The following is a 14115-nucleotide window of genomic DNA, read 5'->3' as shown; positions in this document are numbered from 1 at the left end:
CCCCGGGAGAACGGTACGGGCGCGTCTACCAGATCAACTATCTGCGCTGCATCCTGTGCGGCCTGTGCATAGAGGCATGCCCGACCAGGGCACTGACCATGACCAACGATTACGAGCTCGCCGACGACAGCCGCTCGGATCTCATCTTCACCAAGGAACAGCTGCTCGCTCCGCTGGGGGACGGGATGACGGCGCCGCCGCATCCCATGTTCCTCGGCGACAGCGAAACGGACTATTACCGGTTCGACCCGAACCGCTCGGGTCCGTTCGACGCCTCGGGCTCTGCCGGTTCCGGGTCACCTGACCCGGAACCGGTGCGTGGCGGGGATTCGGAGCTGGTCCGATGAGCGCGGAAATCATGGTTCAGGCGGCGGGTGAGTTCACCCGGACATCCACCGGTGAGGCCACGACCTTCTGGATACTCGCGCCGGTGGCCGTTCTCGCCGCACTGGCCATGGTGCTCGCCCGCAGCGCCGTGCACGGGGCACTGCTGCTGGTCGTGAACCTGTTCTGTCTGGCCGTCTTCTACATGGTGCAGGATGCGCCGTTCCTCGGTTTCGTACAGATTATCGTGTACACCGGGGCAATCATGGTGTTGTTCCTGTTCGTGCTCATGCTGGTCGGGGTGGACTCCTCGGACTCCCTCGTGGAAACCCTGCGAGGCCAGCGGGTGGCGGCGATTGTCCTCGGGGTCGGGTTCGCCGGGCTGATGGTGTTTCCGATCAGCGGTGTGATCAGTGGGACCAAGGCCGCCGGGCTCGATGCGGCCAACAACGGCGGCAACATCCAGGCGATCGCCCGTCTGCTGTTCACCGACTACGTGTTCGTGTTCGAGATCGTGTCCGCATTGCTGATCATCGCTGCGGTCGGTGCCATGGTGCTCGGCCATCGCGAGCGCGTCGGTGGCAAACCCACGCAGAAGGACATGCTGCGGCGGCGGTTCGCCGCCGGTGGCCCGGTCACCCCGACACCGGGACCGGGCGTGTACGCGACACCCGAGGCGGCCAGCGCGCCGTCGGCACTTCCGGCCGGTTCCAGCACGAGTTCTGGCAGTGGTTCCGGTGGTGGTTCCGGTGGTGGTTCCGCCAGTGGTTCCGGCCGTGGGGATGCGGGCAGCCCGCACCCGGTCGGGGCCGGAAAGGGCACGGTCCGGTGAACCCCGCGAACTATCTGATCCTGTCCGCTCTCCTGTTCACGATCGGGGCGGTGGGCGTCCTGCTGCGCCGTAACGCCATTGTCGTGTTCATGTGCGTCGAGCTGATGCTCAACGCGGCGAACCTGACTCTGGTCACCTTCTCCAGGATCAACGGAACGCTGGACGGCCAGATCATCGCCTTCTTCGTGATGGTCGTCGCCGCCGCGGAGGTGGTCATCGGCCTGGCCATCATTCTCACGATCTTCCGAACCCGCCGCTCCGCCTCGGTGGACGACGTGAATCTCCTGAAGTACTAGGGCCTGTCCGGTGGATATCGGTCGATGTGGGCGATGATCCAGAAGGTCTTCAGCCGGCCAGTCGACGGCGCTGGCGCCAGGTGCAGTGACGAAGTGGTGGCCGGAATTCCGGTTACGGCAGAACGGACGATGAGTGCAGTGACGCATATACATCTTGGCCATGCATTCGGTGGCCGTGCCGGCGGTAACGAGGTACGCCATGCCGCATGAGCTGCAGTACGCCCCCGCCGTCGGCTCGTTCTCGGTGATGTGGCTGTTGTTGGTGCTGCCGCTGGCGGGGGCGGCGATCCTGTTGCTGGGTGGGCGCCGGACCGACCGCTGGGGACACCTGCTGGGTACCGCGACCGCCGCCACGAGCTTTGTCGTGGCTCTGGTGCTGTTCTTCGCGCTGCTAGGGCGCGGCGGCGGCGATCGGGCGGTCTCGCAACACCTGTTCTCCTGGATTCCGGTCAACAGTTTCCAGGTGGATGCCGGACTGCTGTTCGATCAGTTGTCCGCGCTCTTCGTCCTGCTGATCACCGGGGTGGGGACGCTTATCCACGTCTATTCGATCGGCTACATGGCGCACGATCCGGCGCGGCGGAAGTTCTTCGCCTACATGAACCTGTTCCTGGCATCCATGTTGCTGCTCGTGCTCGGTGACAACTTCCTGGTCCTCTACGCCGGGTGGGAGCTGGTCGGTCTCTCGTCCTACCTGCTCATCAAGTTCTGGGAGTACAAACCGGCCGCGGCGACCGCCGCGAACAAGGCCTTCTACATGAACCGGGTCGGCGACGTCGGGCTGGCCCTGGCTGTCATGTTCATGTTCGCGACGGTCGGCAGCACGAACTTCGGCACGGTGTTCGGCGCGGCCGCCGCGGGTGTCATCGGTTATGGGACGCTGACGGCGATCGCACTGTTGCTCCTGCTGGGCGCCTGCGGGAAGTCCGGCCAGTTCCCGCTGCAGGCGTGGTTGCCCGATGCGATGGAGGGTCCGACCCCGATCTCCGCGCTCATCCACGCGGCCACGATGGTGACGGCGGGGGTGTATCTCATCGCCCGGGCCAACCCGATTTTCACCGAAACCCAGGCGGCCCGGACCGTTGTTGTGATCATCGGTGCCGGCACCATCCTGATCGGCTGTGTCATCGGTTGTGCCTACGACGACATCAAGAAGGTGCTCGCCTATTCGACGGTGAGCCAGATCGGTTACATGTTTCTGGCCGTCGGTCTCGGTCCGGCGGGTTACGCACTCGGGATCATGCATCTGCTCGCGCACGGCTTCTTCAAGGCGGGGCTGTTCCTCGGCTCGGGTTCGGTGATCCACGCCATGGACGGCGAGCAGGATATGCGAAAATACGGTGCCCTCTGGCGGCTGATGCCGATCACCTGGGCTACCTTCGGTATCTGCTATCTTGCAATCATCGGAGTTCCCCCGCTGTCCGGGTTCTTCACCAAGGACAAAATCATTGAAGCGGCCTTCGACAAGGGCGGAACCAGCGGGTATCTGCTGGGCTCGGCTGCGTTGCTCGGCGCGGGGATCACCGCCTTCTACATGACGCGACTGTTCCTCATGACTTTCCACGGCGAGCGCCGCTGGTCGCAGACGGGGCCGGAGGCCAGGCACCCACACGAGTCCCCGACCGTGATGACCGGCCCGATGGTCCCGTTGGCGATCGGGGCGGCGGTTGCCGGTGGTCTGTTCGTCCTCGGTGGTTCCATCCAGAACTGGCTGGCGCCGGTGGTCGGCGAGAGCGCCGAGGTGGGCGTGCACACCATGTCCCCCGCGGTTCTCACCGCACTCACCCTGCTCGTCGCCGCCGGCGGGTTCGCCGGGGCCTACCTTCGTTACCAGCTCCGCCCGGTCGAGGCCGTGGCCCGGCCCGACGCCGAGGTCAGCCTGGTGACCGTTGCCGCGCGACACGATCTCTACGCCAACACGTTCAACGAGACCGTGTTCATGCGCCCGGGCCAGTACGCCACCCGGTTCCTGGTCTGGCTGGACACCGTTGGAGTCGATGGTGTGGTCCGCGGCACCGCCGCGGCGGTCGGCGGCCTGTCCGGCCGGTTGCGCCGGACCCAGACCGGATTCGTCCGCTCCTATGCGCTGTCGATGTTGGGAGGTGCCGTCCTCGTGGTCGGCGCGCTCTACCTGGTAAAGGCCGGATGACGTGAACAGTTTCCCCTGGTTGACGGTCCTGCTGATCATCCCGGCCGCGGCCGCGGTTGTCGTGCTGGCCGTCCCACGGCGGTTCGCCACCGTGGCCAAGCAGATCACACTCGCGGTCACGCTCGTGGAGTTCGGGCTGGCGCTGTTGGCGACCATCGCGTACGAGCCGTCGCGTGCCGGTTTCCAGTTCGCCCAGAAGTACTCCTGGATCAGGCAGTTCGGGGTCTCCTACTCGGTGGGCGCTGACGGCATTTCGCTGGTCCTCATCCTGCTCGCGACGCTGCTGGTGCCGGTCGTCGTCCTGGCTTCCTGGGACGAGGTTGCGGGCCCTGCGCAGGCCGGTTCCGCCGGTGCCGATGCCGATGCCGATGCCGGTGTGGTGAGCAGACGCAGCGTTTCCGGGTTCTTCGCCCTCCTGCTTGCCCTCGAAGCGGGGATGATCGGCGTGTTCGCGGCGACCGACGTGTTCCTGTTCTACGTGTTCTTCGAGGCGATGCTGATCCCGATGTACTTCCTGATCGGGAGCTACGGAGCGGTCAAGGAGCAGGCGCAGCGGTCCTACGCCGCGGTGAAGTTCCTGCTCTACAGCCTGTTCGGCGGCCTGTTGATGCTCGCCGCCGTGATCGGCCTGTATGTGGTCTCAGCCGACCAGCTGGGTACCGGCACCTTTGACTTCGCGACACTGCGCCAGCTCGACATCACTCCGGGCGTCCAGAAACTGCTGTTTCTCGGCTTCTTCATCGCGTTCGCCATCAAGGCGCCGCTGTTCCCCTTCCACACCTGGCTGCCCGACGCCGGCGCGCAGTCGCCGACCGGCGGCGCGATCCTGCTGGTGGGGGTCCTGGACAAGGTTGGAACCTTCGGGCTGATCCGATACTGCATCCCGCTGTTCCCGGCTGCCTCGTCCTACTTCGCGCCCATGGTGCTCGCCCTCGCGGTGATCGGAATCTTCTACGGCGCGCTGCTGGCGATCGGCCAGCGGGACATGAAACGCCTGGTTGCGTACACGTCGCTGGCGCACTTCGGCTTCATCGCCATGGGAACCTTCGCGTTGACGTCCCAGGGCGGGACGGGCGCGGTGCTCTACATGGTCAACCACGGTCTGTCCACGGGGCTGCTGTTCCTCGTGGTCGGGTTCCTGGTGGCCCGGCGCGGCAGCCGGGACGTCAGCGCCTACGGCGGAATGGCGAAGGTCACCCCGGTACTGGCCGGGGTCTTCCTGATCGCGGGTATGTCATCGCTTGCGCTGCCAGGCCTGAACAGCTTCGTCAGTGAGTTCCTGGTGCTGGTCGGAACGTTCACCCGGTATCGGGCGCTGGCGATCGTGGCCACCTGTGGAATCGTGTTGGCCGCGATCTACATCCTGTATCTCTATCAGCGGACCATGACCGGCCCGCTGGTCCATGAGCAGGCCAAGGGTGTTCTCGATCTCAGTGTTCGAGAGAAGATCGTCGTTGCCCCGGTGGTCGCGTTGATCATTGCGCTCGGCGTTTACCCGAAGCCACTCATCGATATCATCCGTCCGACCGTCACGGCCACGTTCGAAGACGCCGGGCACACCGATCCGGGGTCTACCGTCCCAGTGAACGCCGCGCCCGTTAACGCAAGCCAGGCCGGAGGCCACTCGTGAGCGCCGCACCAACCGCCGTCCTGGGCCAGCAGCTCCTGGCTCAGGACGGCCTGGCCCAGAGCACCCGGGCGACGATCGACGTCCCGTCGATCCAGTACGTGGCACTGAGCCCGATCATCATCGTGTTCGGGGTGGCGTTGGCGGCTGTCCTCATCGACGCCTTCGCGCCGGCGAAGGCACGCCGGACGCTCCAGCCGCTGCTGGCGGCCAGCGGGTTCGCGGCCGCATTTGTCGCGGTCGTGTTGTTGCGCGGCCGCCGGCAGATCCTGGCCGCCGGTGCGGTGGCCATCGACAGCCCCACGTTGTTCATGGAAGGCGCCATCCTGCTGTTCGCCTTCCTGGCGGTGATGCTCGTTGCAGAACGGCGGTTGGACTCCTCCGGCGGCGCGATCGTGGCCTCCGCGGCGCTCACCCCGGGTTCACCGGGGGCGACCGCCGCGCGGACCTCCGCCGGTGTGCAGACCGAGGTATACGCGTTGATGGCCTTCTCGGTGGCCGGGATGTTGTTGTTCGTCTCCGCCAACACGCTTCTGACCATGTTTGTGGCGCTGGAGATTCTGTCTCTGCCGCTCTACCTGCTCGCCGGCCTCGCCCGCCGCCGCCGGCTGCTGTCGCAGGAAGCCGCGATGAAGTACTTTCTACTCGGGGCGTTCTCCTCGGCTTTTTTCATCTACGGTCTGGCCTTCCTCTACGGCTACGCCGGCAGCGTCGACCTCGGCCGGATCGCCGATGCCGCGGGTACGGTCGGCGCGAACGACACCTACCTGTACCTGGGCATGGCCCTTCTCGGGATCGGACTCTTTTTCAAGATCGGTGCGGCGCCGTTCCACTCGTGGACTCCGGACGTCTATCAGGGATCACCGACACCGATCACCGCGTTCATGGCCGCGGGTACGAAGGTGGCGGCCTTCGGGGCACTGCTTCGGGTCTTCTACGTGGCCTTCGGCGGCCTGCGCTGGGACTGGCGGCCGATGGTCTGGACGATCGCCATCCTGACCATGGTTGTCGGCGCGGTGCTGGCGCTGACCCAGCGCGACATCAAGCGGATGCTCGCCTATTCGGCGATCGCCCACGCCGGCTTCCTGCTCACCGGTCTCGCCGCGGCGAACAGCGACGGGCTGCGCGGCACTCTGTTCTATCTGGTCGCCTACGGTTTCACCACGATTGCCGCATTCGGTCTCGTTACCATGGTCAGGAACTCCGACGGCGAGGCGAGCGACCTGTCCCAGTGGCAGGGGCTGGGGCGGCGGTCGCCGGTTCTCGCTGGCATCTTCGCCTTCCTTCTGCTCGCTCTTGCCGGTATCCCGCTGACCAGCGGGTTCACCGGGAAGTTCGCGGTCTTCCAGGCGGCCGTCGCCGGACACGCAACGCCACTGGTGATTGTGGCACTCGTCACGAGCGCGATCGCCGCCTTCTTCTACGTCCGGGTGATCGTATTGATGTTCTTCCAGGAACCGGCGACGGAGGGTCCGATAGTAGTCACTCGTCCGACACTCACCTATGCCGCAGTCGGCGTCGGGGCGATCGTGACGCTGCTGCTGGGAGTTGCTCCACAGCCGCTGCTCGACCTCGCCGGCACCGCTGCCGCCTCCGGCTTCGTACGCTGACGAACATATGAGCGCAACCGGGCTGGATCTCGCGGGGATCAGGACAGACCCTGATCTTGAATATGCTGTTCGCCTTGGGCTTGACAAAGTCGAACGGATGCTGCGGGATGCCGTTCGCAGCGACGTACCCTTTGTCACCGAGACGTCGCGGCACCTGGTGGACGCCGGCGGCAAGCGGTTCCGACCGATGGTCGTGCTGCTCGCCGCCCAGTTTGCCGACCCCGACGCCGAAGGTGTCGTTCCGGCCGCGGTGGCGATCGAGCTTACCCACCTGTCGACCCTCTACCACGATGACGTCATGGACGAAGCGCCGTTGCGACGGGGAGCGGCGTCGGCGAACGTCCGATGGACCAATACGATCGCTATCCTGACCGGTGACTTCCTGTTCGCCCGGGCGTCGGACATCACCGCTGATCTGGGTCCGGCGGCCACCCGTATCCTGGCGCGTACGATTGCGACCCTGTGCGAGGGGCAGATCCGGGAAACCGTCGGACCGGTTGCGGGACAGGATCCTGTTGAGCACTATCTCCGTGTGATCACAGAGAAGACCGCGTCGCTGATCGCCGCGTCCGGTCGGCTCGGCGCGATGCTCGCCGGTTCTGATCCCTACACCGCGGACACCCTCGCGGCGTTCGGGGAACGGTTCGGCGTCGCCTTCCAGCTTTCCGATGACCTGATTGACGTGGCCTCGGACGAGGCTGCCTCGGGCAAGACGCCCGGCACCGACCTGCGTGAGGGGATCCCCACGCTACCGGTGCTGTATGCGCTGCAGGAGGACGATGCCGCAGCGGAGCGGCTGCGCAGCCTGATGGCGGACGGGTTCGCCGCGGAGGGGGCCCTCGCAGAGGCGCTGGATCTGCTGCGTGGCCATCGGGCCATGCGGCGGGCTCGTGCCGAGGTGGCGCGTTGGGCGAGCGATGCGCGTGACTGTCTGGCCTCTTTGGAGAACGGACCGGCCAGGGGCGCCCTGGAGGCACTTGCCGACTTTGTTGTGGACCGTACCGGGTGATGCGGACGGGGACCGGGTGGTCCCGGCGCTCGCTCTTACAACAGGTTTTCCGAGCGAGCGCCCACTCGGGGATGTAGCGAGGTCCGAGTGGGCGGCCCGCGGTACGAATCGCTATCGGCTGTGCGGCCAGACCGGCGCGATATCGCGGAGTTCCACCACGCTGTTGACAAGATCTCCGAGTGGAATGCTGGAAGTCGTCGGAACGGGAACGGCGATGGCTGGGCCGGAGGACGCCTGTCCGCCCGCTGGCACGCCGGTACCCGACGCCGGTGCCGGTGCCGGTGCCGTGCCGGCAGCGCCGCCGCCGGTCTGCGCGACCGCGCCGGTTGGCGGGGTGCCGGGCAGGGGCGCGACGGTTGGCGGCACGGCGGTCGGGGGCGACGTGCTCGTCGGCGGGTTTGCGGAGAGCGCAGCAGAGGTCGCCGGGCTTGGCGCGGGCGCGGCCGGATCGTTCCCGGTGGCTGTTACCTGCTCGGTACCGGCCGGCCCGTTGGATGCCGCGTCCGTGGATGGTGCGGTGGCGTCGGGCTGTGCCGGGAGCGCGGGCGCGCCGGCTGGAATGCCGGTGCCGGTGACTGGACCGCTTGCCGGGATGCCCACTTGCGGTCCGCCGGCATCGTTGGGCGCCGCGGCCGGATCGCTGCCCGTGGCGGTCCGTCCGGAAAGGGTCGATCTGCTCCGGGTGCCCGGGGGCACGAGCCGTGCCGGCGGCTGACCGGTGTCGCTGGACCCCTGGGTGGTGACGGGTTCGGTGAACGAGACCCCTGCACCGATCCCCATGCTGGGTGCGGATCCCGTGGTGGCGGTATCACCTGCCGGGGTGTCAGTGCCACCCGACAGGGTCAAGCCGGTCAGTATCGCGGAGATGCCGGCCAACGATGCTGTGCCGGCGACGACCAGGCGAGAGCGCCCCTGCTTGGTGGCGACCCGCCGGTGCGCGCCGCGTGAGCGGGTGCCACGCGATTGGGCACTGCCGTGGCTGCCTGAAGCCGGTAGGTCTGACGCAGACACGGCACTCCACTCTTCGGTGCTGCCCGTCGGCCAGGACCGGTGCTGGGCCACGGTGGTGAAACCAGGCAGTGTGGCCTGAGCGGCCCGGGCTGTGGTGCTCACCGAGAGAGGGCCGGTTACCGTGTCCAGTTCACCGGAATCGAACAGTTGCTGGCGAGGGAGGAACATCGCCCCCGCCGGCCTGGGTGTCCGCTGCGTCCCGCTCGCGGACCTGGTGATTGCCGGGCTGGTGGTCGGGTGACCATGGTCGGGATCCGGTCGGCGTGGATTGCCGACCGCCTGTAGTGAATGCCGGCCAGCGGAGTGGTTACCCACGGCCCACCTCGAATCCTGTATCGGGCGCGATCTGGGGACACATCCGCGTTGTTCGGGATTGCCTGCGACGGGACGGTTCGTCCTGCACTGCTCCTCCGGATCGGTAGCTGATGGTAGCCCCCCGAACCCCACCGCCCGCCTGACTGATCCAGATTGATCCTGGTTGATCCTGGTTGATTCAGAAAGGCGGATTCGGGATGCCAGCTGTTCTATAACCTTACCCTGCCGATTGTAGGCATCACAGCGAGAGTCGGACAATTTTGCACCAAAGGTGCTATCTGGACGCAACGCAAGCACGCTTCACGATCACAGCAATGTGTGCCCGAAGCGGCCGAAGCAGCGGAGCCCGGGACCGGCCGCGGTGCTCAGGTCGACGGCCGCCTACCGTGGCGAGGCGGGGGATCCGGGCCTGCGGGTGGTCAGAGGCATCCGGCCCGTCGGATGCCGACGGGCCGGATGGTGTCAGGTGGTCGCCTATATCAACGGCCCTGGCCTGTCAGGGATCCCCGTGCGCGCGAGCGAATCATGGTCGTGCCCTCGTTGCCCCTGCCAGGAACTCGTTGCCCGCCTGGGAACTCGTTGCTCGGCTAGGAAACCGTCCAGGTGTCGCCGCTGCTCAGCAGGGCCATCAGGTCGCCCTCGCCCTGGCGGGCACGGGCGTCGGTGATCTGGCTGTTGAGCTGTTCGTCGTAGGTGGGAACGTCGACGTCCCGGAAGACCCCGACCGGGGTGACTCCGGCCGAGCTTCCGGTGAGTCGTGACAGCGCGAACGCCTGGCTCGGCTCGACGGCCTGTGCGTCGTGGACCAGCACACCGTCGTCGGTCGCGGCGCACACCTCCAGCTCGCCCGACGCGCCTCGGCGGATGCCCTTGTCGAGGTCTGTACCGAAAATCATCGGCTCGCCGTGGACGAGGCGCAGGGTCGCGTCATCCTTGGACGACCGCTCCTTGAGGGCGTCGAAAGCCCCGTCGTTGAAGATGTTGCAGTTCTGAAAGATCTCGACGAACGCCGATCCGGGATGCGCGGCGGCTGCCCGCAGAACGGCGGTCAGGTGCGCCCGCTCGGAGTCGATCGAGCGGGCGACAAAGGACGCTTCGGCCCCGAGTACGAGCGAGATCGGGTTGTAGGGGCGGTCCAGCGACCCGAACGGTGTCGACTTTGTGATTTTTCCCACTTCTGAGGTGGGGGAGTACTGGCCCTTGGTCAACCCGTAGATCCGGTTGTTGAACATCAGGATTTTGATGTTCACGTTTCGGCGTAGTGCATGGAGCAGGTGGTTGCCGCCGATGGACAGCGCATCACCGTCACCGGTGACAACCCACACCGACAGATCTGGCCGGGAGACGGCCAGCCCCGTTGCGATGGCCGGTGCCCGGCCGTGGATGGAGTGCATCCCGTAGGTCTGCAGGTAGTACGGGAAACGGGACGAGCACCCGATACCCGAGATGAAGGCGATGTTCTCGCGGGCTATCCCGAGTTCGGGCAGAAACCCCTGGACGGTAGCCAGGATGGCGTAGTCGCCGCAGCCGGGGCACCAGCGGACCTCCTGATCGGAGGTGAAGTCCTTACGGGTCTGCGGGCGGTCGCTGACCGGGATGAGATCGAGTAGTCGGTTGGTGATGCCGGCCTGGTTCGTCGTGACGGTCACTGGTTGATCACGTCCTCCAAGACGCCCGCCAGTTCGGCGGCCTTGAACGGAAGCCCGCGCACCTGGTTGTAGCCGATGGCGTCGACCAGGAACTCCGCCCGGACCATGGCCCTGAGCTGACCGAGGTTCATCTCCGGGACGAGGACCTTGTCGTAGGCACGCAGCACCTCCCCGGTGTTGTCGGGAAACGGGAAAAGGTGACGCAGGTGTGCCTGGGCGACGTGCAGCCCCTTTGCCCGGACACGCCGGCATCCGGCGGCGATGGGTCCGTAGGTCGAACCCCAGCCCAGGACGAGCACCCGGGCGTCGCCGGACGGGTCGTCGACCTCGAGCGGGGCGATGTCGCGGGCGATTCCCTCGATCTTCGCCTGGCGCAGCCGGACCATGCGGTCGTGATTCGCAGGCTCGTAGGAGATGCCGCCCGAACCGTCCGCCTTTTCCAGACCGCCGATGCGGTGCTCCAGCCCGGGTGTTCCCGGAACGGCCCAGGGCCGGGCGAGCGTCTCGCCGTCACGAAGATATGGCCAGAACTCCGGACCCTTGTCGCCAGTGTGGTTCGGCTCGGTCGCCAACGACACTTCGAGGTCGGGGAGGTCCGCGCGGCTGGGGAGCAGCCACGGTTCCGAACCGTTGGCGAGGTACCCGTCGGAGAGCAGGATGACCGGCGTCCGGTACTTCGTCGCCAGCCGTGCCGCCTCGATCGCGGCGTCGAAGCAGTCCGAAGGCGAGCGGGGAGCGATGACCGGCAGCGGTGCCTCGCCGTTGCGGCCGTTCACGGCCATACCGAGGTCGGCCTGTTCGGTCTTGGTCGGCAACCCGGTGGACGGCCCGCCTCGCTGGATGTCCACGATGACGAGCGGGAGTTCCAGAGCCACCGCGAGCCCGATGGTCTCGGTCTTGAGGGCCAGACCGGGACCGGACGTCGTGGTCACGCCGAGTGAACCACCAAAGGCGGCGCCGAGCGCGGCCCCGACGCCGGCGATCTCATCCTCGGCCTGGAAGGTCCGTATTCCGAAGCGCTTGTGTTTGCTCAGTTCGTGCAGGATGTCGGATGCGGGGGTGATCGGGTAGGAGCCCAGGAACAGCGGCAACCCGGTGAGCTCGGCGGCCGCGACCAGTCCGTAGGACAGCGCCGTATTGCCGGAGACGCGCCTGTACCTGCCCGGCTTCATGCGTGCGGGCGCGACCTCGTAGGTGACGGCGAAAGCCTCGGTGGTCTCGCCGTAGTTGTAGCCGGCGCGCAGCGCCGCGATATTCGCGGCGGCGATTTCCGGGCGCTTCGCGAACTTCTTCTCAAGAAAAGCGACGACGCCGTTGGTGGGCCGTTGGTAGAGCCAGCTCATGAGGCCGAGGGCGAACATGTTCTTCGCCCGTTCGGCTTCCTTCTTGTTGACCGTCCCCGCGCTGCTTTCCAGGGCGTTCACCGCGTCGATGGTCATCGACGACAGGGGTACCCGGTGTACCCGATACTCGTCCAGCGTGCCATCGGTGAGCGGGTCGGAGGAATATCCGGCCTTCTTCAGGTTCGATCCGGTGAACGCGTCGGTGTTGACGACGAGGTCGGCGCCGTTGGGCAGGTCTTTCAGGTTGGACTTCAACGCCGCCGGGTTCATGGCCACCAGCATGTTCGGGGCATCGCCGGGCGTGAGAATGTCGTGGTCTGAGAAGTGTAGCTGAAATCCGGATACGCCGGCCGGAGTACCCGCTGGCGCACGGATTTCCGCCGGAAAGTCCGGAAGGGTTGACAAGTCATTACCGAACGCGGCGGTCTCGCTGGTGAACTGTTCCCCAGTGAGCTGCATCCCGTCACCTGAGTCACCGGCGAAGCGGATGACGACCCGGTCGAGTCGATGGATTTGACGGTCTCTGACCTGGCCTGACACGTTGTGTGACCTCCTCGGGTACCCCTTGAGCGTACCGGGCGGACTATTGAGGCGGGGCGTAACGTCCCGACGAAGTCATCTGAGTGTGACGACTACGACACGGGCTGGTCCGATCACGCGACACGGAGCTGGTCCGATCATGGCGGCGGTCAGATTGGGGGTGGGGAAGGCATGGTGGGAACATGGCCCGATGGCCGGCGACAGGGGTTTCGTGGGAGGGCGCACGGCGCAGACTGTGATCGTGACGCCGGCACTTCGGATCGGGATCGTCGGTGTCGGACGGGCGGGGACGGCTCTGGGAACGGCCTTGGCTGGTGCCGGTCATCCGGTGGTGGCGGTGCATGCGCGGTCCGTTGCGGGCCGGGCGCGGGCTCGGGCTACCTTCCCGGCGGCTTCGTCAGCGACGCCGGCCGAGGTGGCCGATGCGTCTGATGTGACTTTCCTCACAGTTTCCGACGATGTGATTTCGGGCGTCCTGGCGGACATCGTGAATGCCGGGGTTCTGCGGGCCGGTCAGATCGTCGCGCACGCCAGTGGACGGCACGGGGTGGGTATTTTGGAACCGGCACGTGACTGCGGAGCGTCACGAGCAGCGGTACACCCGATCATGACATTGAGTGGCACCGCCGCGGATGCGGGCCTGCTGTCCGGGGCTTCGTTCGGAGTGACCGCCGACCCGGCCGCCGAGCAGGTCGTATGCACCCTGGTCACAGAGATCGGCGGTCGGGTCGTTTTCGTGCCCGAGCGGGTACGGACGGCCTACCATGCCGCCGTCGTCCTCGGCTCCAACTATCTGGCGACGCTGGTCACGGCGACGCTGGCCCTTTTGGACGAACTTGGCGTCCACGAGGGTGCCGATGCCCTCGCCCCGCTGTTGCGACAATCGCTGGACAATGCCATTGAACGGGGCCCGGCCGCGCTGACCGGCCCGGTTCGGCGCGGGGATGCAGGTACGGTACGCGCACATCTGGACGCGCTCGGCGCAGTCGACCCGGCGGCGATGTCGGTCTATGCGGCGCTGGCATCGCTCACTCTGAACCAGCTCGAACAAGCGGGTCTTGCTGAGCGTGAGCGCAGCGAGGCCGTCCGGGAAGTCCTGTCTGCCTCGGCCATGCACACCGTCTTGTAAGAGCGACCGGCATGGCGGGTGCGTCAGTGTAGCGATCACCACGCAGGGTGACGGTTGTGCGTGGCTTCCGGATGAACGGGGCTCTTCACGTCGCGTGACCCGGGTCGTGCATCCCGCGATCGCATGTGGCGGGGAACGGTTCTGGTTGATCCGGACGTTGACTACAGGTGCAACCTTCGAGATGACAGGACACCTGACCGCCATGTCACACCGCTACCATAATGGTCTCAAAACCGTCGCCCTGTTGGGCGTGCTGTCCGCGGTGATTCTCTTTGTCGGTT

At 66.4% G+C, this 14115-nt stretch carries 11 protein-coding genes; 8 read left to right on the top strand and 3 right to left on the bottom strand.

Features of this window, described 5'->3' with window-relative positions; all coding sequences use genetic code 11:
- The 7 genes from U9979_RS21965 to U9979_RS21935 form a co-directional block, all read left to right on the top strand.
- On the top strand, nucleotides 1–347 hold a 347-nt coding region (locus U9979_RS21965; RefSeq protein WP_322780804.1), incomplete at its 5' end, for a 4Fe-4S binding protein.
- On the top strand, nucleotides 344–1156 hold the full coding sequence (locus tag U9979_RS21960) for an NADH-quinone oxidoreductase subunit J (RefSeq protein ID WP_322780803.1): 813 nt from the start codon (nucleotides 344–346) through the stop codon (nucleotides 1154–1156). The genes U9979_RS21965 and U9979_RS21960, both read left to right, overlap by 4 nt.
- Nucleotides 1153–1452 carry an NADH-quinone oxidoreductase subunit NuoK gene (nuoK, locus tag U9979_RS21955; protein WP_322747891.1) on the top strand — a complete coding sequence of 100 codons (300 nt, stop codon included), beginning with the start codon at nucleotides 1153–1155 and terminating at the stop codon, nucleotides 1450–1452. The genes U9979_RS21960 and nuoK overlap by 4 nt, the downstream gene beginning before the upstream one ends.
- 199 nt (nucleotides 1453–1651) lie before the next feature.
- Nucleotides 1652–3601, top strand: a complete 1950-nt coding sequence (gene nuoL / locus U9979_RS21950) for an NADH-quinone oxidoreductase subunit L (RefSeq protein ID WP_322747892.1) — start codon at nucleotides 1652–1654, stop codon at nucleotides 3599–3601.
- 1 nt (nucleotide 3602) lies between these two features.
- Entirely contained in the window at nucleotides 3603–5231 is a 1629-nt protein-coding gene (locus U9979_RS21945; RefSeq protein ID WP_322780802.1) for an NADH-quinone oxidoreductase subunit M, read from the top strand.
- Nucleotides 5232–5266: 35 nt separating this feature from the next.
- Nucleotides 5267–6838 carry an NADH-quinone oxidoreductase subunit NuoN gene (gene nuoN / locus U9979_RS21940; RefSeq protein WP_322747915.1) on the top strand — a complete coding sequence of 524 codons (1572 nt, stop codon included), beginning with the start codon at nucleotides 5267–5269 and terminating at the stop codon, nucleotides 6836–6838.
- A gap of 7 nt (nucleotides 6839–6845) precedes the next feature.
- Nucleotides 6846–7847: a polyprenyl synthetase family protein gene (locus U9979_RS21935; protein ID WP_322747894.1), complete on the top strand. Its 1002-nt coding sequence runs from the start codon at nucleotides 6846–6848 to the stop codon at nucleotides 7845–7847.
- Nucleotides 7848–7958: 111 nt separating this feature from the next.
- Here the strand turns inward: U9979_RS21935 and U9979_RS21930 are convergent, their stop codons facing one another.
- From U9979_RS21930 to U9979_RS21920, 3 genes are all read right to left on the bottom strand, one after another.
- Complete coding sequence (locus U9979_RS21930; RefSeq protein WP_322780801.1) at nucleotides 7959–9026, bottom strand: hypothetical protein; 1068 nt, start codon at nucleotides 9024–9026, stop codon at nucleotides 7959–7961.
- A 734-nt stretch (nucleotides 9027–9760) separates the two neighbouring features.
- The gene (locus U9979_RS21925; protein WP_322747896.1) at nucleotides 9761–10822 is read right to left on the bottom strand and encodes a 2-oxoacid:ferredoxin oxidoreductase subunit beta; all 1062 of its coding nucleotides are present in this window, start codon (nucleotides 10820–10822) and stop codon (nucleotides 9761–9763) included.
- Entirely contained in the window at nucleotides 10819–12705 is a 1887-nt protein-coding gene (locus U9979_RS21920) for a 2-oxoacid:acceptor oxidoreductase subunit alpha (protein ID WP_322747897.1), read from the bottom strand. The genes U9979_RS21925 and U9979_RS21920 overlap by 4 nt, the downstream gene beginning before the upstream one ends.
- Before the next feature lie 139 nt (nucleotides 12706–12844).
- Between U9979_RS21920 and U9979_RS21915 the strand changes: the two genes are divergently transcribed.
- Nucleotides 12845–13834 carry a Rossmann-like and DUF2520 domain-containing protein gene (locus U9979_RS21915; protein WP_322780800.1) on the top strand — a complete coding sequence of 330 codons (990 nt, stop codon included), beginning with the start codon at nucleotides 12845–12847 and terminating at the stop codon, nucleotides 13832–13834.
- Nucleotides 13835–14115 lie beyond the last annotated feature (281 nt).

It is taken from the genome of Protofrankia sp. Cas4 (assembly GCF_963555915.1).
Lineage (GTDB): Bacteria > Actinomycetota > Actinomycetes > Frankiales > Frankiaceae > Protofrankia.
The sequence above is the reverse complement of the archived record's forward strand: the minus strand, read 5'-3'. Positions and strand labels throughout refer to the sequence as shown.

What these genes read in the sequence shown, in the direction of transcription:
- U9979_RS21930 (WP_322780801.1), bottom strand. Translation starts at nt 9,026, where the DNA reads ATGTTCCTCCCTCGCCAGCAACTGTTCGATTCCGGTGAACTGGACACG.
- U9979_RS21960 (WP_322780803.1), top strand. Translation starts at nt 344, where the DNA reads ATGAGCGCGGAAATCATGGTTCAGGCGGCGGGTGAGTTCACCCGGACA.
- U9979_RS21915 (WP_322780800.1), top strand. Translation starts at nt 12,845, where the DNA reads ATGGCGGCGGTCAGATTGGGGGTGGGGAAGGCATGGTGGGAACATGGC.
- U9979_RS21935 (WP_322747894.1), top strand. Translation starts at nt 6,846, where the DNA reads ATGAGCGCAACCGGGCTGGATCTCGCGGGGATCAGGACAGACCCTGAT.
- nuoL (WP_322747892.1), top strand. Translation starts at nt 1,652, where the DNA reads ATGCCGCATGAGCTGCAGTACGCCCCCGCCGTCGGCTCGTTCTCGGTG.